Annotated in this window: 17 protein-coding genes; 11 read left to right on the plus strand and 6 right to left on the minus strand. The window is 74.4% G+C overall.

Annotated features, from left to right (window positions below; all coding sequences use genetic code 11):
- Positions 1-90: 90 nt before the first annotated feature.
- Both AB5J87_RS03465 and AB5J87_RS03470 read left to right on the plus strand, forming a co-directional pair.
- Entirely contained in the window at positions 91-363 is a 273-nt protein-coding gene (locus AB5J87_RS03465; RefSeq protein ID WP_369373765.1) for a DUF5133 domain-containing protein, read from the plus strand.
- 210 nt (positions 364-573) lie between these two features.
- Positions 574-1,089 (plus strand): GNAT family N-acetyltransferase, encoded by a 516-nt coding sequence (locus AB5J87_RS03470; RefSeq protein WP_369373767.1) that lies wholly within the window; start codon positions 574-576, stop codon positions 1,087-1,089.
- Positions 1,090-1,138: 49 nt separating this feature from the next.
- Here the strand turns inward: AB5J87_RS03470 and AB5J87_RS03475 are convergent, their stop codons facing one another.
- A complete protein-coding gene (locus AB5J87_RS03475) occupies positions 1,139-2,251 on the minus strand; it encodes an AI-2E family transporter (protein WP_369373769.1) in 1,113 nt (370 codons plus the stop codon).
- Between the two features lie 255 nt (positions 2,252-2,506).
- On the opposite strand from AB5J87_RS03475, the gene AB5J87_RS03480 reads away from it, so the two are divergent.
- The 4 genes from AB5J87_RS03480 (at position 2,507) to AB5J87_RS03495 (ending at position 5,697) form a co-directional block, all read left to right on the plus strand.
- Positions 2,507-2,677 carry a hypothetical protein gene (locus tag AB5J87_RS03480; RefSeq protein WP_369373771.1) on the plus strand — a complete coding sequence of 57 codons (171 nt, stop codon included), beginning with the start codon at positions 2,507-2,509 and terminating at the stop codon, positions 2,675-2,677.
- A gap of 108 nt (positions 2,678-2,785) precedes the next feature.
- Positions 2,786-4,120, plus strand: coding sequence for an MFS transporter (locus AB5J87_RS03485; RefSeq protein ID WP_369373773.1), 1,335 nt, complete (start codon positions 2,786-2,788; stop codon positions 4,118-4,120).
- A 69-nt stretch (positions 4,121-4,189) separates the two neighbouring features.
- Positions 4,190-4,819: a DUF4956 domain-containing protein gene (locus tag AB5J87_RS03490; RefSeq protein WP_369373776.1), complete on the plus strand. Its 630-nt coding sequence runs from the start codon at positions 4,190-4,192 to the stop codon at positions 4,817-4,819.
- Entirely contained in the window at positions 4,816-5,697 is an 882-nt protein-coding gene (locus AB5J87_RS03495; RefSeq protein WP_369373778.1) for a polyphosphate polymerase domain-containing protein, read from the plus strand. The genes AB5J87_RS03490 and AB5J87_RS03495 overlap by 4 nt, the downstream gene beginning before the upstream one ends.
- Before the next feature lie 43 nt (positions 5,698-5,740).
- On the opposite strand, the gene AB5J87_RS03500 is transcribed toward AB5J87_RS03495, so the two are convergent.
- Positions 5,741-6,337 (minus strand): TetR/AcrR family transcriptional regulator, encoded by a 597-nt coding sequence (locus AB5J87_RS03500; protein ID WP_369373780.1) that lies wholly within the window; start codon positions 6,335-6,337, stop codon positions 5,741-5,743.
- 86 nt (positions 6,338-6,423) lie between these two features.
- On the opposite strand from AB5J87_RS03500, the gene AB5J87_RS03505 reads away from it, so the two are divergent.
- From AB5J87_RS03505 to AB5J87_RS03525, 5 genes are all read left to right on the plus strand, one after another.
- A complete protein-coding gene (locus AB5J87_RS03505; protein ID WP_369373782.1) occupies positions 6,424-6,600 on the plus strand; it encodes a hypothetical protein in 177 nt (58 codons plus the stop codon).
- A 78-nt stretch (positions 6,601-6,678) separates the two neighbouring features.
- Positions 6,679-8,568, plus strand: coding sequence for an ABC transporter ATP-binding protein (locus tag AB5J87_RS03510; RefSeq protein WP_369373785.1), 1,890 nt, complete (start codon positions 6,679-6,681; stop codon positions 8,566-8,568).
- A gap of 320 nt (positions 8,569-8,888) precedes the next feature.
- Entirely contained in the window at positions 8,889-10,244 is a 1,356-nt protein-coding gene (locus AB5J87_RS03515; protein WP_369373787.1) for a discoidin domain-containing protein, read from the plus strand.
- The gene (locus AB5J87_RS03520) at positions 10,244-11,527 is read left to right on the plus strand and encodes an MFS transporter (protein ID WP_369373789.1); all 1,284 of its coding nucleotides are present in this window, start codon (positions 10,244-10,246) and stop codon (positions 11,525-11,527) included. Before AB5J87_RS03515 ends, AB5J87_RS03520 begins: the two co-directional genes overlap by 1 nt.
- Positions 11,524-12,522 (plus strand): hypothetical protein, encoded by a 999-nt coding sequence (locus tag AB5J87_RS03525; protein ID WP_369373791.1) that lies wholly within the window; start codon positions 11,524-11,526, stop codon positions 12,520-12,522. The genes AB5J87_RS03520 and AB5J87_RS03525 overlap by 4 nt, the downstream gene beginning before the upstream one ends.
- A 44-nt stretch (positions 12,523-12,566) precedes the next feature.
- On the opposite strand, the gene AB5J87_RS03530 is transcribed toward AB5J87_RS03525, so the two are convergent.
- The 4 genes from AB5J87_RS03530 to AB5J87_RS03545 all read right to left on the minus strand — a co-directional run bounded on the left by AB5J87_RS03530 (position 12,567) and on the right by AB5J87_RS03545 (position 16,939).
- Complete coding sequence (locus tag AB5J87_RS03530) at positions 12,567-13,001, minus strand: hypothetical protein (RefSeq protein ID WP_369373793.1); 435 nt, start codon at positions 12,999-13,001, stop codon at positions 12,567-12,569.
- A 9-nt stretch (positions 13,002-13,010) separates the two neighbouring features.
- Positions 13,011-13,658 carry a DUF4232 domain-containing protein gene (locus AB5J87_RS03535; RefSeq protein ID WP_369373795.1) on the minus strand — a complete coding sequence of 216 codons (648 nt, stop codon included), beginning with the start codon at positions 13,656-13,658 and terminating at the stop codon, positions 13,011-13,013.
- A gap of 69 nt (positions 13,659-13,727) precedes the next feature.
- On the minus strand, positions 13,728-16,649 hold the full coding sequence (locus AB5J87_RS03540; protein WP_369373797.1) for a hypothetical protein: 2,922 nt from the start codon (positions 16,647-16,649) through the stop codon (positions 13,728-13,730).
- A 47-nt stretch (positions 16,650-16,696) separates the two neighbouring features.
- Positions 16,697-16,939, minus strand: a complete 243-nt coding sequence (locus AB5J87_RS03545; RefSeq protein WP_369373799.1) for a hypothetical protein — start codon at positions 16,937-16,939, stop codon at positions 16,697-16,699.
- Between the last annotated feature and the right edge of the window lie 3 nt (positions 16,940-16,942).

Below are 16,942 nucleotides of genomic sequence, written 5' to 3' on the forward strand. Positions count from 1 at the left end.
GGTCACGCAGCGCAGCCCTTCGGCTCGCGCGCCCGCGGCGCCGCGGTCAGGATGGGTGGGCTGGGGCCCGCCCATGTTCAGGAGGACATGATGCTGCTGCCCGACAAGCACATCCTCGCTCGGCTGCTCGCCCATTACCGGGCGCATGAGCGTGCGGTGCTGGCGCGGCCCCACGAGGCCGCGCTCCGCAGCCGCTTCGAGGACTGCGCGTACACCCTGTGCGTCCTCATGGGCGAGCGCACCGCGCGCGAGGCGGTGCACGCGGCCGAGCGCTATCTGGGCCGGCCCCGCGCCTGCGGCCCGACGGGCCCGGCGCCCCGGGGCACCGGCCTCCTCGGACCGGCCCCCCGGCGGCCGAGCTGATACGGTGGGGGTGTTCGTGTGATCCGGATTCGAGGGACGAGAGGGAGGTGGGGCGGATGACCGCGTCGGCGGCTCCTGCGATCAGCAGCGCCCGTGTCGCTCCCGCGTCCCGGGCGACGGCCTGACCCGTCGTACCCCGCCTCGCCCGGAGCCCCTGGCCCGCGAGGCGTCCTCACCCGAACCCTTCATGAAACGGATCACCATCCCGTCATGTCTCTCCACCACACCTGGAACACCCGCGCCGAGACCGGCGCCGACGTCGCCGCCGTGCGCGCGATCAACCTCGCCGCGTTCGAGACGGCCGCCGAGGCCGACCTCGTGGACGCGCTGCGCACCGACCCGGCCTGGCTCGACGGCCTCTCCCTGGTCGCCGTCGACCTCACCGGAAACCCGGTCGGCCACGCGCTGCTGACCCGCTGTCACATCGGCGACACCCCCGCCCTGTGCCTGGCACCCGTCGCCGTACGGCCCGAGCAGCAGAGCACCGGGGCGGGCTCGGCCGTGATCCGCGCCGCGCTGCGCACGGCCACCCTGCGCGGGGAGCGGTACGTCACGGTGCTGGGGCATCCGGCGTACTACCCGCGCTTCGGCTTCGGCCGGGCGTCCGCGCACGGCATCAGGCTGTCCGTCGAGGTGCCGGACGAGGCCATGATGGCCCTGTCCCTCGACCCGGCCCGCCCGCTGCCGAGCGGCCTCGTGCGGTACGCGGCGCCCTTCGGGATCTGACGCGTCGCGCACGACCGTCCGGGCGGGGGCACTCCCCCGCCCGGACGGGTCAGGACCGGTCCGTCCTGGCGAACACGTGCTCGTCCAGGACCAGCCCGATCGCCACGGCGGCCGGGATGGCGACCAGCGCGCCGACCACCCCGAGCAGCGCGCCGCCGATCAGCACGCCCACCACCGTCACCAGCGGATGGACGTCCACGGCGAACCGCATCACGCGCGGCACGATCAGATAGTCCTCGGCGAGGCGGAAGCCCACGTAGAAGCCGGCGGTCGCCAGGGCGACGGGCAGCGACACCGAGAGCGCCACCAGGCTCACCACGACGCCGCCGATGGTCGTGCCGACGATGGGGATCAGGTCCATCAGCGCGATGAAGACGCCCAGGGCGGCCGGGTAGGGGATGCCCAGGGCGATGCACCAGATGAAGGTGGCGAGCCCGGCGATCACGGAGGTCAGCACGTTGCCGAGCATGTAGCGGCCGACCCGGGCCAGGACCTCCTCGGTGACGGCGCGCGCGTGCGGGCGTTTGCGGGCGGCGACGAAGCGCAGACAGAAACGTTTCAGGCTGGGCAGGAACGCCATCGTGTACACCGTCACGACGATCACGACCGCCGCCGATGTGACCGCCCCGATCACCATCCGCCCGGCGCCGAGCAGTCCGCCCGCGAGCCCGCCCGCCCCGCCGGAGGAGAACTGCTGCTTGGCCTTCTCCACCACGTGGTAGCGGTCCTCGAAGCGGCCGAGGGCGGAGTTGCGGTCGTGCAGTTCGCGCAGCCAGCCGGGCACCGCCTTGACCAGGGCGTTGATCTCGTCGGCCACCGGGGGCACCACCAGCGCCAGGAATCCGGCGAAGAGCCCCACCAGCGCGACGAGGACGACCGCCACCGCCCAGCCGCGCCGCAGCCCGTGCCGGGTGAGCCAGACGACGACCGGTTCCAGGGCGATCGCGATGAACGCCGCCAGCAGGAACAGCGTCAGCAGGCCGCCGACCTCCAGCACCGTCTTGACGGTGAGCCACGCCAGCGTCGCGCCGAGCCCGAGCGAGAAGCCGAGGGCGACCCACGACCGGCCGCCGATCCCCCGGAGGCCGGACCGGTGATCCGAGGGCCCGGCCCCGGGCACCCGGTCGCGGCCGTCGCCGCCGTCAGCCGGTCCGGCGGCCATCGGGGCATCCCGGCCCGCCCGGTACGGGTGCGGCGGGCGACGACTGCATCGGCCTGTCCCTCTCGTCGGGGCCGGCGGGAGCGGCCGTCACCTGCTCGTAGGGGCCCGGGCTCTCGCCTTCGGGCCGCCGCGGCCCGCGCGCGGCCACTTCCTGATCCGACCCTAGCCAGGTATCCCCGCGGCGGCCTCGTATGCCGGTCGCGGGCCCGCCATCCGGCTGAGGGACCCGGGCGCGTCCCGCTCACCGCCCCCGCCGTGCGACGTGGCGGCGGTGGCCGTGTACGGGCCCGCACACCGCGAGCGCACGGCCGGGGCGAGCCGCTGCGCGGGCCGCACTCCGGGCGCATCGGCGACTGGGTAGCCTGGCTCCTCGCGGAAACGGCCCTGCTCGGCGCGCTCGCGCTCCCCGGGGTGCTCACCGGCTGACGGCTCGCACCCGGGCTGGAGTGTCCGCGTACGGCCATGAAGTGGCCCACTCAGAACCATCGGGAATGGCCTGGTCGGTGGAGCCACCTGGGCCGTAGTGTCCTGTCCATGACCTTCAGACCGGCCCTGCGCCCGGGCCCCCGCTCCCTGCTCGCCCTGGCCCAGTTGAGCAACTCCGTCGGCGACGGCGCGTACTACGTCACCTCGGCGCTGTACTTCACCCATGTCGTCGGGCTCGCCCCCGCCCGTATCGGTCTCGGGCTCACCCTCGCCTGGGCGGTCGGCTCGGTCGCCGGTGTGCCGCTCGGGCGGCTGGCGGACCGGCGCGGGCCGCGCGGCACGGCGGTGCTGCTCGCGCTGGCCACCAGCGCGGCCGTGGCGTCGTTCCTGGTCGTCCGCGCCTTCGTGCCGTTCGTGATCGCCGCCTGCCTCTACGCGACGGCCCAGTCCGGCCTCTCCGCCGCGCGGCAGTCGCTGCTCGCGGGGCTGGTGCCGGCCGAGGAGCGCACCGGCGTACTGGCCAGGCTCCAGGCCACGTTGAACGCCGGGCTCGCGGTGGGTGCGGCGCTGGGCGGCTGGGCGCTGCACGCCGGCACCGACTCGGCGTATCTGACGGTCTTCGCCGTGGACGCGGCGAGCTTCCTGGTCTGCGCGCTCCTGCTGTGGCGGCTGCCCCGGGTCGAGCCGGTGGCTCCCGCGCCCGGCGCGGGCGGGCGCCTGGCGGTGCTCCAGGACCGGCCGTACCTCGTCGTGGCGCTCCTCAACACCGTACTGCTGCTGCGGATGCCGCTGCTCAGCCTCGGCATCCCGCTGTGGATCACCGAGCGCACCGAGGCACCGGACTGGCTGGTGTCGGCGCTGTTCGTCCTCAACACCGTGGCGGTGATGGCCTTCCAGATGCGTACGGCCCGCCAGGTCGACGGACTCACCACCGCCGTACGGGCCCTGCGGCGCTCCGGCGCGGTGATGCTGGCGGCGTGCGCGGTCTTCGCCCTGTCCGCGACCGGCGGGGCGGCCTGGGCGGCCGGCGCGCTGATCGGCGGCTCGGTGCTCCTGGTGGTCGCCGAGATGCTGCACTCGGCCGGCTCCTGGCAGCTGGGCTTCGACCTCGCCCCGGCCGACCGGATCGGCGAGTACCAGGGCCTGTTCGGCACCGGCGTCACCGTGGCCCGCACCCTGGGCCCGCTGCTGCTCACCGCGCTCCTGGTGGACTGGGGCACCCCGGGCTGGGCGGTGCTCGGCGGCGCGATCCTCGTGGCCTCGTACGCGATGGGGCCGGCCGCGCGGCGGGCCGAGGCGAGCCGGGCCGCCGCCGTGCGGGCGACACCGCGACCGCCGGAGCTGTCGGCGGAGGACGGCAAGAGCACCGAACACGACACCGCCCGTGCGGTATCGGACAATTCCTCCGACACAACATCAACAATCCGTGTTGTTCATCCATAAGTCCCGCTGCGTTCACGCTGCGTACTCCTAGAGTCTGGGTCTTCACCCGTTTCCTCAAGGAGCGCGGCCATGGAATCCGTACGTCACCTCACCGCCCACCTGGCCCTGGACCTCACGGCCATATGCCTGCTGACCTTCGCGATCTACTATCCGAGGCATCGCAGGCGGGACCTCGTACCGGCGTATCTGGCCCTGAACGTCGCCCTGTTCACCATCGTGGCGGCGCTCGCCGAAGTGGGCGGCAGCGGGGGGACGGCGCTCGGCTTCGGGCTGTTCGGCGTCCTGTCGATCATCCGGTTGCGCTCGGACGCGGTCCAGCACGAGGAAGTGGCCTACTACTTCACCACCCTCGTCCTCGGGCTGCTGTGCGGGCTGCCGCACCTGGGCATCGGTGTGGCCGCCGCGCTCAGCGCCGTCCTGCTGCTGGTGGTCTACACGGCCGACCACCCGCGGCTGCTCTCCGGCGTGCGGCGCACGGTGATCACCCTGGACGCCGTGCACACCGACCCCGCCGCCCTGCGGGCCGATCTCGCCCGGCGGCTGGGCGAGCCGCTCCAATGGACCGTGACGGAGATCGACTTCGTCCGCGACCTGATGGTCCTCGACGTCCGCTACCGCGAGCCCGAGGCCGCCCCGGCCGCCCGGCGCACCGGCCGCGCCGGGGCCGCGCGCCGCGACACCGTGCTGGACGCGGCATGAGGGCGGGCACGGCGGCCCCGGACGCCGCGTCCGCACCGGAGGCGGGCCAACCGGCCGTCCACGCCATAGCCGAGGCGGCCCACGCGGCCGACTCCCTGTCGCTGGACGAGCTCAACGAGCGGTCCGCCCTGCTCACCCGCTTCGACCGCAGCTATCTGGTGCCCGCCGACACCTTCCTGCGGGTGATCGGGCGGCTCACCCGGCCCCGGCGCCACGGCGAGCCGTTCCGGGCCCTGGCCATCGACGGCCGCCGCTCCTTCCGCTACCACTCCGTCTACTACGACACCCCGGAGCTGCGGTCCTTCCACGACCACCGCCAGGGCCGGCGGCTGCGCTTCAAGATCCGCGAGCGGTGCTACGAGGACAGCGGGGAGCGGCAGTTCGAGGTCAAGCTGAAGGGCGGCCGGGGCGACACCGTGAAACAGCGCTGCCCCCTGACGGGCGCGGCGACCCCGCTGGACGAGGAGCCCCGGGCGTTCCTCGCCGACACCCTGCGCCGGGCGTACGCGATCGAGGCGCCCGCGCTGCTGCGGCCCTCGCTCAGCACCGACTATCTGCGCACGACCTTCGTGGCCGACGGCGAGCGCATCACCTGCGACGCCGGCCTCGTCTGCGTGGACCTGCGCGTCCACCGGCACACCGTGCGCTGCGACAGCGGACTCGTCCTCGTGGAGACGAAGTCGTCGGAGCACCTCACCGAGGCGGACCGGCTGCTGCACGCGCACGGGGTGCGCCCCGCCGTCTTCACCAAGTACTGCGGGGCGCTGGCGGTGCTGAGCCCGGCCCTGCCCGCCAACCGCTGGCGCCGCGCGGCCCACCGGGCGTTCGGCGCGCGGGCCGAGTGCCCGCGGGGCGGCGCGGTCCGGGACGGGCCGTGACCGCGCCGGTCCCGACCGGTCCTGAGCGGTCGCTGCGGCCCGGTCAGTCCGGCTGGAGCGAGCGCCACACCCGGTCGGGCAGGATCCGGGCGGCCTCGGCGAGGTCGACGTCGTAGGCGCTGGAGAGCCAGCGGCGCGCGGTTTCGGCCGCGGGGCCGAGGATGAGGACGTCGATCAGGGGCGAGGGGATCGCGACGATCTCCCCCGCCTCGACGCGGGGCCGCAGCCACTCGGCGATCCCCCGCAGCCGTTCCGCCTTGACCCGGCGGATCTCGTCGGCGTGGTCGGCCAGATAGCCGGAGTAGGCGGAGGCGTGCAGGAAGAGCGCCACGTCCGGGTGCTCCTCGGTGAAGCGCAGATAGCAGCGGACCAGGGCGCAGATGCCGGTGCGGGCGGTCCGGGTGCGGGTGAGCGCGGCGGTCATCTCCTCGAACAGCTGCTCCATGCAGCGGGTGTAGAGGGCGACGGCGAGACCGTCGAAGCTGCCGAAGTGGTGGTAGAGGCTGCCGAGGCTCACCCCGCTGGCGGAGGTGACGGCGCTGACCGTGAATCCTTGCTGGCCGGAGTCGGAGAACACCCGCAAAGCGGCGGTGAGGAGGCGGTCGACCGTGGCCTCACCGCGCTGTTGCCTAGGCGACATGCGGGCCACCCTAGCGCAGCATTGACTAGAAATATATTCTAGAAACCGACTACGTTCCCGGCAGTTCGCGGGCCACACTTGAGCCCATGAACACTCACGCCTCACGCGAACTGCCCGAGTCCGACGCCTACTTGGAAGACGGTCAGTGCGACGACTTCTGGTGGCCCGCCACGACCCTGCCGCCGCCCGCGCCCGATCCGAACCCCGCCCCGCTCCCCCGGCAGGCCCGGGGTCGGACCCGGACCTCCGGCATCCCCTGGTGACCGCGGGGACCGGGTCCACCGGGGCGCGTTCAGGCGAATCGTTGACCTCAAGCTAGGTAGAGGTCGTACGTTCGTGGCATGAGTATGGAAGCCACCGCGTGGACGCAGCTCCACAACGTCATGACCGCGCAGCAGGAACGCCGCCCCTTCAGCCGGGCGACCCTGCGGCGCATCGCCGCGTTCGCCCGGCCGCACCGCCGCCGCATCGCCCTCTTCCTGGTACTGAGCGTCATCACCGCGCTCTCCGCCGTGGCCACCCCGCTCCTGGCCGGGCGGGTCGTCGACGCGATCACCCATGACGGCGCGACCGGGACCGTCACCCGGCTGGCCCTGCTCATCGCCGCGATCGCGGTCCTCGAAGCGGCGCTCGGCCTGGTGGGCCGGTGGCTGTCGGCGACGCTCGGCGAGGGGCTGATCCTCGATCTGCGCACCGCCGTGTTCGACCACGTCCAGAAGATGCCGGTGGCGTTCTTCACCCGCACCCGCACCGGCGCGCTGGTCAGCCGCCTCAACAACGATGTGATCGGCGCCCAGCGCGCCTTCAGCAACACCCTCTCCGGTGTCGTCAGCAATGTGGTCACCCTGCTGCTCACCCTCGCCGTGATGCTCACCATCTCCTGGCAGATCACCCTCCTCGCGCTGGTACTGCTGCCCGTCTTCGTGCTGCCCGCGCGGCGGATGGGGGCCCGGATGGCCCGGCTCCAGCGGGAGGCCGCCGAGCACAACGCCGCGATGGGCACCCGGATGACCGAGCGGTTCTCGGCGCCCGGCGCGACCCTGGTGAAGCTGTTCGGACGGCCGGGCGACGAGTCCGCCGAGTTCGCGGCGCGCGCGTCCCGGGTGCGCGACATCGGCGTACGCACCGCGATGGCGCAGTCCGCGTTCATCACCGCCCTCACCCTGGTGTCGGCCCTGGCGCTCGCCCTCGTCTACGGCCTCGGCGGCTACTACGCGCTGCACGACGAGCTGGAGGCGGGCGCGGTCGTCTCGCTCGCCCTGCTGCTGACCCGCCTGTACGCCCCGCTCACCGCCCTCGCCGGGGCGCGCGTGGAGGTGATGAGCGCGCTCGTCAGCTTCGAGCGGGTCTTCGAGGTGCTCGACCTCAAGCCCTTGATCGCCGAGAAGCCGCAGGCCAGGGCCGTGCCGGAGGGGCCGGTGGCGGTGGAGTTCGACGAGGTGCGGTTCGGCTACCCGGCCGCCGACAAGGTCTCCCTCGCCTCCCTCGAAGAGGTCGCGAGCCTGGACACCCGGGGCGGCGCCGAGGTGCTGCACGGCATCTCGTTCCGCGCCGAGCCCGGCCAGATGGTGGCCCTGGTCGGCTCGTCCGGCGCGGGCAAGTCCACGGTCGCGCAGCTGCTGCCGCGCCTGTACGACGCCGACGCGGGCGCGGTCCGGCTCGGCGGGGTCGACGTGCGCGATCTGACCGCCGACTCGATCCGCGACACCATCGGCATGGTCACCCAGGACGGCCACCTCTTCCACGAGTCGGTCCGCGCCAACCTGCTGCTCGCCCGGCCCGGCGCCGACGAGGAGGAGCTGTGGGACGCCCTGCGCCGGGCCCGCCTGGACGCGCTGGTCACCTCACTGCCCGACGGGCTCGACACCGTGGTGGGCGAGCGCGGCTACCGGCTCTCCGGCGGCGAGCGCCAGCGGCTGACCATCGCCCGGCTGCTGCTGGCCCGCCAGCGGGTGGTGATCCTCGACGAGGCGACCGCCCATCTCGACAACACCTCGGAGGCGGCCGTCCAGGAGGCGCTCGGCGAGGCGCTGGAGGGCCGTACGGCGGTCGTCATCGCGCACCGGCTCTCCACCATCCGCTCCGCCGATCTGATCCTGGTCGTGGAGGACGGACGGATCGTGGAGCGCGGCACCCACGAGGAACTGCTCGCACTGGAGGGCCGCTACCAGGAGCTCCACCGCACCCAGTTCGCGCGGGCGGCCGGCGGCGCGCCCGCCGGGCTGGGCTGACCCGGCCCCCAACCAGGCCCCGGGGGGCGCCGGGAAGCCCCCGCCCCCCTCGAAGGCCCCCGGAATCCCCTGAGAAAAGCCGTCGCACTGCTCAACTCCCGCCACTGGTAGGAAAGTTTCCTGTCCGCTAGCATTCCCGCGGTGGCTCGGCGCGGTGCCCGGGACGCGGTCGCTCCCTCGGGGAGCGGCCGTGGGCATGACGCGCTCAGCGAGAGCTCTGACCCGGCCGCCGCGGAACGCCCTGCCCCCGTCCGGACGGACGGGCCGGGCGTCGCGCACCGGTGTCCAGCTCTCGCCGCCCCCACAGGCAGGAGTCAGGTATGCGCCTGAACGCCTCCGCACCACCTTCCTTCGCGCCGCTGCGCCGGCGCCCCGCCCTCGCGCTCGTCCTCGGCGCCGTACTCGCCCTGCTCGCCGGGCTCCTGGTGATGTGGCCCGACCGCGCCGGGGCCGCCGCCGACCCGCTCATCTCGCGCGGCCGGCCCGCCACCGCGTCCTCCACCGAGAGCTCCTCGTTCGGCGCCGCGAACGCCTTCGACGGCGACCCCGCCACCCGCTGGGCCAGCGCCGAGGGCAAGGACCCGCAGTGGATCCGGGTCGACCTCGGCGAGGGCGCCACCGTCAGCCGGGTCCGGCTGAGCTGGGAGGCCGCGTACGCCAAGGCGTACCGCGTCGAGATGTCCGACGACGGCGTCACCTGGACCCGGCTCGCCGAGGAGAGCGCGGGCGACGGCGTCACCGACGACCTGACCGGCCTCAGCGGCAAGGGCCGCCACCTGCGCGTGTACGGAACCGCCCGCGGCACTTCGTACGGCTACTCGCTGCACGAGGTGGAGGTCTACGGCACCGCCGGAGGCGGCACCCAGCCGCCCGGCGGGGCGTTCACGGTCGTCGCGGCCGGGGACATCGCCGCCCAGTGCACCGCGTCCGACAGCTCCTGCGCCCACCCCAAGACCGCGGCGCTCGCCCAGAAGATCGCGCCCGCGTTCTATCTGACCATGGGCGACAGCCAGTACGACGACGCCCGGATCGCGGACTACCGCGCCTACTACGACAAGACCTGGGGCGCCTTCAAGTCCCGGACCCGGCCCGTCCCCGGCAACCACGACACCTATGACCCGGCGGGCTCCCTCGCCGGGTACAAGGCGTACTTCGGCGCGATCGCCTATCCGCAGGGCAAGAGCTACTACAGCTTCGACCAGGGCAACTGGCACTTCGTCGCCCTAGACTCCACCTCCTTCGACCAGAGCGCCCAGATCGACTGGCTCAAGGCCGACCTGGCCAAGAACACCAAGGGCTGCGTCGCCGCCTACTGGCACCACCCGCTCTACTCCTCGGGCGGCCACGGCAACGACCCGGTCAGCAAGCCCGTCTGGAAGATCCTGTACGCGGCCAAGGCCGACCTCGTGCTCAACGGACACGACCACCACTACGAGCGGTTCGCCCCGCAGAACCCCGACGGCAAGGCGACCGCCGACGGAATCGTGGAGATCGTGGGCGGCATGGGCGGCGCCGAGCCGTACCCCATCGAGCAGGTGCAGCCCAACAGCCAGAAGCGGATCAGCGGCCAGTACGGCGTGCTGAAGCTGGACTTCACCGACTCCGGCTACGGGTGGACCTACGTCGGCACCGACGGGCAGGTCAAGGACACCAGCCCCAAGTACAGCTGCCACTGATGTACCTGGCCACCACCGGCCGCCGCGACGCGCCGTCCCCGTCCGCCACCGGCGGAGGGGGACGGCGCGTCCCCGGCGTGGTCCTCGCACTGGGCGCGGTCAGCCTCGTCACGGACATCTCCTCCGAGATGGTCACGGCCGTGCTGCCGCTCTACCTCGTCCTCGGCCTGGGGCTCTCGCCCCTCCAGTTCGGCTTCCTGGACGGGCTGTTCAACGGCGTCACCGCACTCGTCCGGCTCCTCGGCGGACGGGCCGCCGACCGGGGCGGACGGCACAAGCGCATCGCCGGACTCGGCTATCTGCTCTCCGCCGCCTCCCGGCTGGGGCTGCTGCTGGCGGGCGGCGCGGCGTCGGGCATCGCCGCCGCGCTCGCCACCGACCGGCTGGGCAAGGGGATCAGAACGGCGCCGCGCGACGCGCTGATCTCGCTCAGCGGCCCGCCCGAGACCCTCGGCCGCGCCTTCGGCGTGCACCGGGCCATGGACACCACCGGCGCCCTGCTCGGCCCGCTCGCCGCGTTCGCGGTCCTCTGGGCGACCGCGGACGCCTACGACGCGGTGTTCGTGGTGAGCTTCTGCGTCGGGCTGCTGGGCGTCCTGCTGCTGGTGCTGTACGTACCCGGCGGGGCGGAGCCGGTCGCGCCCCGGGCGCCCGCTCCCCCGGCCCGCGCGGCCCTCGGCGACCGCGCGTTCCGGCGCGTCCTGTACGCCGCCGCGCTCCTGGGGGCCGCCACCATCGGCGACTCGTTCGTCTACCTGCTGCTCCAGCGCGGACTCGACATCCCGCTCGACTGGTTCCCGCTGCTGCCGCTCGGGGCGGCGGCCGGGTATCTGGTGCTGGCCGTTCCGGCGGGCCGGATCGCGGACCGGGTGGGCCGGCGACTGCCGTTCCTGTGGGGGCACGCCGCCCTGCTCGCCGTGTACGTCCTGCTGCTGACCCACGCCACCAGCCCCCTGCTCCTGGTGCCGGTGCTCGCGCTGCTGGGCGTCTTCTACGCGGCCACCGACGGCGTCCTGATGGCGCTGGCCGGACCGGCCCTGCCGGTGCGCGGCCGGGCCGGGGGCCTGGCCCTGCTCCAGACGGCCCAGGCCGTGGCCCGGCTCGCGGGCGCGGCCGGGTTCGGGGCGGCCTGGACGGCGTGGGGCGAACGGCAGGCGCTCTGGGTGGCCGCCGCCGCCCTGCTCCTGGCCCTGGCGGGCGCCACCGCGCTGCTGCCGGCCGAGGTGGAACGGCGCGACAGCGCGCCCCTGGAAGGAAGCTCACCGAAAGGGCAGCACCCGTGAACCAGCCCCCCGCACCCCTCTCCGCGCGCCGCAGGCTCGCCGTCGTCGTCGTGGCCGTCCTCGTCCTCGCGGGCGGCTCGCTCGGCTACGTCCTGCACGCCCGCGACCGCGACGGCGCCCAACAGGCCGTGGCGGACGCCTCGTTCACCCTGTCCGCGCCCGGTCTGTACTTCCGCGACACCGCCACCGGCCGCGTCGCCCGCCGGCCGCTCGGCACCCCGGGCCCCCGCGCCGCCGGAGGCCCGTCCTGTGAACGCTTCTACGCCGCCGGGGGCACCGCCCTGTGCCTGCGGCGGCTGGCCGGGCTGCCGGTGCGCACCCAGGCGCTCGTACTGGACCGGCGCCTTCGGGAGGTGCGCCGCGTCACCGTGCCCGGCATCCCCAACCGGGCCCGGGTCTCGCCCTCGGGACGGCTGCTCGCCTGGACGGCGTTCGCGGTCGGCGACTCGTACGCCACCTCGGGCTTCTCCACCCGTACCTCGGTCCTCGATCTGCGCACCGGCTATCTCATCAAGTCGATCGAGGGCATCCCGCTGACCGTGGACGGCTCGCGCTACCACGCGCCCGACGTCAACTTCTGGGGCGTGACGTTCGCCGACGACGACCGGTTCTACGCGACCGTGTCGACCCGCGGGCACACCTTCCTGGTGGCGGGCGACCTGAAGACGTGGTCGGCCCGTGCGCTGCGGCGCAACGTCGAGTGCCCCTCCCTGTCGCCCGACGGCACCCGCGTCGCCTTCAAGAAGCGCGTCACCTCCGGGCCCGACGCGCCCTGGCGGCTGTACGTCCTGGAGCTGAGCACCCTGCGCGAGCACCCGCTGGCCGAGCCGCAGAGCGTGGACGACCAGGCGGCCTGGCTCCCCGACGGCAGGGTCGCGTACGCCCTGCCCGCCCACTCGGGGCGCCCCGCCGGCATCTGGTCGGTGCCCGGCGACGGCACGGGCGCACCCGAGCTCCTCGCCGCCGGGGCCACCTCACCGTCGCCGGTCGGCTGACGCCTACGGCCGCGGCCGTACGCCTTCGCCGCGCGGCCCCGGGCTCACCAGGAGAACCAGCCCGGGGTCGCGCTGTAGTCCTGCGGGAGGTAGTCGCACGCCGTCGCCGAGAACCCGGTCGCCGCCCCGCGCGCGGCCAGCGCCTCCCCGTGGGCGTCGACGCGGTCCGCGGCGACGAGGAGCGCGACCACCGCGACCAGCCACACCACGGGCAGCGCCGCGCCGGGCCGGCGCCCGCTCTGCATCATGACGGCCCCGGCCAGCGCGGCGATCCCGGCCGCCAGGACCAGACCGAAGGCGACGAGGGTCAGATGGTCCAGGGTCGAGGAGGCGTGGCACAGGAGGTAGCGCCGCCCCGAGACGACGGCGGGCACCCGTTCCAGTACGGCGAGCGCGCAGAGCGACCCGCCCACGGCGACGAGGTGTTCGGGCCGTATCCGCGACGCGCGGGCCTCCGGTTCGGTCAGGTCCGTCCGCATCTCCCCCGCCTACTTCGCGCCCACCGGGCTGACGTACGTGCCCGGATGGGTGGCGGCGTCCTGGAGGAGGATCGAGCCGACCGGCCAGCGCAGGGTGTGGGAGTGCGTCTCGCCCGGTGGCGTCACCACGATGCGGGTCGGCCTGAACTCCTGGCCGCTGCCCTGGACGTACGGCAGGTAGAAGATGTTGAACGTGGTCGTGGCCTTCGGCCGCAGGATCACCTTGTGCGGCTGGACGGCGGTCTGGCGGACCAGCGACCAGGTGAGCGGGCCGACGAGGTCGACGCCCGGGTAGCCGTCGAGGACGCAGGAGGCGGCGGCCCTGTTGGTGAGCGTGACGGTCAGCGCGTACTGGATGTTGGGGTTCTTCGCCCGGCTGGTCGGGACGGTGGCGAAGCCGAGGTCGGCGGTGCGGCAGCGTCCGCCGGAGGCGGTTCCCGCGCCGGTCGCCGCCGCCGTGCCCCCGGTCGCCGTGTCCGGGGGCTCGGGCGCGCTGCTCCCGCCGCCCGCCGTGCCGCCCCCGCCCGTGGCCGACGCGGTGGCCTGCCCGGTGGGGGCGGCCTTCCCGGAGCCGTCGTCGCTGCAACCGGTCAGGAGCAGCCCGGTGGCGGCGGCCACGACGACGGGCCACCGCAGTGGGAGTCGGGGACGGGACACGGGGTGTTCTCCTCAGCCTCGTACGGCGCTGGTGGGTCCTTGCGGCGGAACCGGGTGGTCCGCACACCTCTACGACGCGCCCCGCCGCCCTCCGGTTTCACTCCCGTCCGCGGGCGCGGTCGTACCGGCGCGGTCCAGCAGCTCCTGCGCCCGCTCGCCCAGGACGTGCCCGAGCGTCTGGTACGCGTCGAACTGCTCGTGGTCGAACCACTGGTCGCTGGTGCTGTCGTGGGGGAAGACGGGGTTGGCCGAGGCGTAGGAGAGGAGCTGGTAGGGCATGTCCCCGGTCAGGGTGGCGCGGGCGACGATCAGGGTCCCCTCGCAGCCCCCGCCGTCGTCGAGCGCCAGGGCCTCGGGGTAGGTGATGGTGCCGGTGACGACCGCCGACTTGGAGAGCCGGGCGTTGAGCGCGGACAGCACGCTAGGGGGCTCCAGCGGATCGCCGCTGCCCGGCACCAGGCTGGTCGGGTCGTCCAGTTTGATGGTGATGCCGAGCTCCTCGTGGGCGAGCGCGATCGCCTGCGCCAGCGTGGTGGCGAAGGGCGGGGTGTCGCCGCTGGCGTCGATGCAGACGGCCGTGCGGACGCCGTGGCGCAGCAGTTCGACCAGGCCGAGGTTCTCGTAGTGGCCGCCGTCGGTGACCAGCAGCAGCCGGTCGTCCATCGGGTAGCGGCCGAACACCTCCCGCAGCAGATACGGCAGCCGGCGGATCAGCGGGGGCGGCGGCGCCTGCCAGAACCGCTCGTCCCACTGCTCGGCCAGCGCGCCCGGGTTGGGCAGCCAGCTGCCGAGCCGGGCGTTGGTGAGGGCGAACAGGGTCTGGAACGCCCGGCTCTGGGCGCCCATCGCGGAGGCGAAGGCGGCGCCGGAGACGGCGATCGCGGACTCCACGGTGAGGTCCCGCGCGATGTGGTGCCTGCTGCGCAGCTCCACACAGCGGGTGCAGGCGTAACCGACGTCGGGGCCGCCCACGTAGTCGCCGGAGAGGGTGAAGGAGACGGCCCGGCGGCCGGGCGGTGTGCGGTCGCTGCCGGAGAGGTTGGCCGCGGCGGCGAAGACGACCTGCGGGAAGTCCGCCTTGCGCGCGCCGTACCGGCTCAGCGTGGTGGTCTCCGAGGCGAAGTCGTAGGGCCGGGCCAGCTGTACGCCGCCGGGCCCCGGCAGCGTCTCGCGGCGGACGGCGAACGCGGTGGCCAGCCGCCGCCGGTAGAAGGGGTGCAGGCTCATCCACGTCTGGTCCAGGAACGCGCCGATGAACAGCAGCACGGCCGGGACGCCGAGCTGGGCCCAGGCCCGCCAGTGGCGGCCGGTGGCGATCGCCCAGCCGAGCAGCAGCAGGAACGCGGCGCCCAGCACGACCAGCACGCACCACACCGTCAGGTACTGGACGAAGCCGTTGGGCACGGCCCGGGTGAGCCCGGACCGGCCGCGCACCGCGTCCATCACCTTGGACAGGCCCGTACGCAGGCTCTGGCGCCGCCGCCACAAGGTGCCCACCAGGGCGGCGGCGTAGGCGACCGCCACGGTGAGCCCCGCCCCGGTCGCCGCGTCCGGGCGGCTGACCCGGAACCGGGTCTGGAGGTAGACCGCCGCCCAGGCGAGCAGCGGCAGGAGGACCACCACCACCGCGAGGACCAGGGCGAACACGACGAGCGCGTGGAAGGCCCTGGCCAGCTGGTGGGCCAGGCCCTCGGCGCGGTCCCAGGCGTACAGGCAGAGCCACAGCAGCCAGGCGACCGCCGCCGCGACGAACGCGTACGCGACCGCGAGCAGGGCCGGTGCGCGCAGCTCGGGGCGCGGCGGGGTGCCCGAGCAGTCGGCGCAGAAGCGCAGGCCGGGTCCGGAGAGGTGGGACAGGTCGGTGACCGGCAGTTCGTGGTAGGCCCAGCTGAGGGCGAGCCCGAGGGTGGCGGTCGCGGCGGCGAGCAGGAACAGCGAGGCGAGCAGACCGCGCAGCAGCACACCGAGGGCGACGAGCCACTCGCCGGTGCCGTCGGCGACGTACTTGGAGTGGCGCCGCAGATGGTCCTCCTCGGGCGAGCCGGGCCGGAACGCCTCCTGTGAGGTGAGGCTGGAGTTCAGGGCGAGCTGCAGGGCGCCGACGGTGTAGCCGCCGCCGGAGACGGAGACCAGGTAGCGGGCCTCGCGCAGGGCCGGGCGCAGGGCCTGGAGGGCGCCGAGGGTGACGCAGGCGGAGCGGATGCCGCCGCCGGAGACGCAGAAGCCGAGCCGCGCGTTCTCGCGGACGCCCGGCACCGTGCGCTGGTAGCGCCAGTACGCCTCCTCGCCGCCGGAGGTCCGGTGCTCGGCGCCGTTCGGAGCGGGCCAGATCCGGCCGCCGGGTCCGACGACCGGCCACGGCGGGATCAGCGCGGGCGCGTGCGCGTCGTGCTCGTGGTCCGGCCGGTGCCCGCGCGGGGGCCTCAGCGCGCGGCCCGCGCGCGAGACGGTGGTGGCCCACACCACCGCGCCGACGACCAGGGCGCCGCCCAGCAGCGGCCACTTGACGCACTCCAGCACGGTGGCCGCCGCGAACACCGCGTCCCCGGCACTGTGCCCGGCGGTCAGCCCGTGCAGGAGGAGACCGTTGGCGACCACGCCGAGGAGGGCGCCGACGAGCGTGACGAACAGCGTCCAGTACGACACCTGGCGACCGCGCGGCCCGGAGTAGGCGTGGCGGCCGAGCGCGAGGGCGAGGCACAGGGTGACCGCCGCGCCGACGAGCCAGACCGTGTCGGCCACCAGCGCGTCCTGGAAGGCCGCGGCGTGCCCGCCGTACGCCTCGCGCGCCCGCGCGGCCGTCCCGGCGAACCGCAGCCGGGCGAGGTCGACGTCCGGGCTCCGCCACAGGCAGTAGCCGAGCCCGAGCGCCCCGGGCACGAGCGCGCCCCAGGCCCGTACGAAGCCCTGGCGGGCGGTGACGGGTCTCGGGGAGCGGGCGGGGGGCGACTCGGCGGAGGGGGATGCGGGCGGAGCTGTGGGGGAAGCCATCGCGTCACCTCGCGGGGTGGTTCGGGGCCGCCGTCGACGACGGGTGTTCAGTCGGGCGGCTCCGCGCTGCCCGCCTGCTCGGGGCCGCCGGCCGCCGGGTCGCCCCCGGACGGCTCGTCGGCGGACTCGTCGGCGGACTCGTCGAGTTCGCGCATCCGGCGCTGGACGGCCTCGCGCAGGGTCTCCTCGCCGGGTACGGGCCGGTCCCGGGGGGTGGGCTGCCGGTCGGCGCTCTCGTCCGCCCCGCCCCGCGGCCCGGGTCGGTCCGCGTGGTCCTTCCGCTCTGCCATGGC

The organism is Streptomyces sp. cg36, assembly GCF_041080675.1.
Lineage (GTDB): Bacteria > Actinomycetota > Actinomycetes > Streptomycetales > Streptomycetaceae > Streptomyces.

Excerpts from the sequence above, each read along its gene's own strand:
- AB5J87_RS03510 (WP_369373785.1), top strand. The coding sequence starts at position 6,679 with ATGAGTATGGAAGCCACCGCGTGGACGCAGCTCCACAACGTCATGACC.
- AB5J87_RS03485 (WP_369373773.1), top strand. The coding sequence starts at position 2,786 with ATGACCTTCAGACCGGCCCTGCGCCCGGGCCCCCGCTCCCTGCTCGCC.
- AB5J87_RS03520 (WP_369373789.1), top strand. The coding sequence starts at position 10,244 with ATGTACCTGGCCACCACCGGCCGCCGCGACGCGCCGTCCCCGTCCGCC.
- AB5J87_RS03515 (WP_369373787.1), top strand. The coding sequence starts at position 8,889 with ATGCGCCTGAACGCCTCCGCACCACCTTCCTTCGCGCCGCTGCGCCGG.
- AB5J87_RS03465 (WP_369373765.1), top strand. The coding sequence starts at position 91 with ATGCTGCTGCCCGACAAGCACATCCTCGCTCGGCTGCTCGCCCATTAC.
- AB5J87_RS03540 (WP_369373797.1), bottom strand. The coding sequence starts at position 16,649 with ATGGCTTCCCCCACAGCTCCGCCCGCATCCCCCTCCGCCGAGTCGCCC.
- AB5J87_RS03545 (WP_369373799.1), bottom strand. The coding sequence starts at position 16,939 with ATGGCAGAGCGGAAGGACCACGCGGACCGACCCGGGCCGCGGGGCGGG.
- AB5J87_RS03505 (WP_369373782.1), top strand. The coding sequence starts at position 6,424 with ATGAACACTCACGCCTCACGCGAACTGCCCGAGTCCGACGCCTACTTG.
- AB5J87_RS03470 (WP_369373767.1), top strand. The coding sequence starts at position 574 with ATGTCTCTCCACCACACCTGGAACACCCGCGCCGAGACCGGCGCCGAC.
- AB5J87_RS03530 (WP_369373793.1), bottom strand. The coding sequence starts at position 13,001 with ATGCGGACGGACCTGACCGAACCGGAGGCCCGCGCGTCGCGGATACGG.
- AB5J87_RS03500 (WP_369373780.1), bottom strand. The coding sequence starts at position 6,337 with ATGTCGCCTAGGCAACAGCGCGGTGAGGCCACGGTCGACCGCCTCCTC.
- AB5J87_RS03495 (WP_369373778.1), top strand. The coding sequence starts at position 4,816 with ATGAGGGCGGGCACGGCGGCCCCGGACGCCGCGTCCGCACCGGAGGCG.
- AB5J87_RS03490 (WP_369373776.1), top strand. The coding sequence starts at position 4,190 with ATGGAATCCGTACGTCACCTCACCGCCCACCTGGCCCTGGACCTCACG.
- AB5J87_RS03475 (WP_369373769.1), bottom strand. The coding sequence starts at position 2,251 with ATGGCCGCCGGACCGGCTGACGGCGGCGACGGCCGCGACCGGGTGCCC.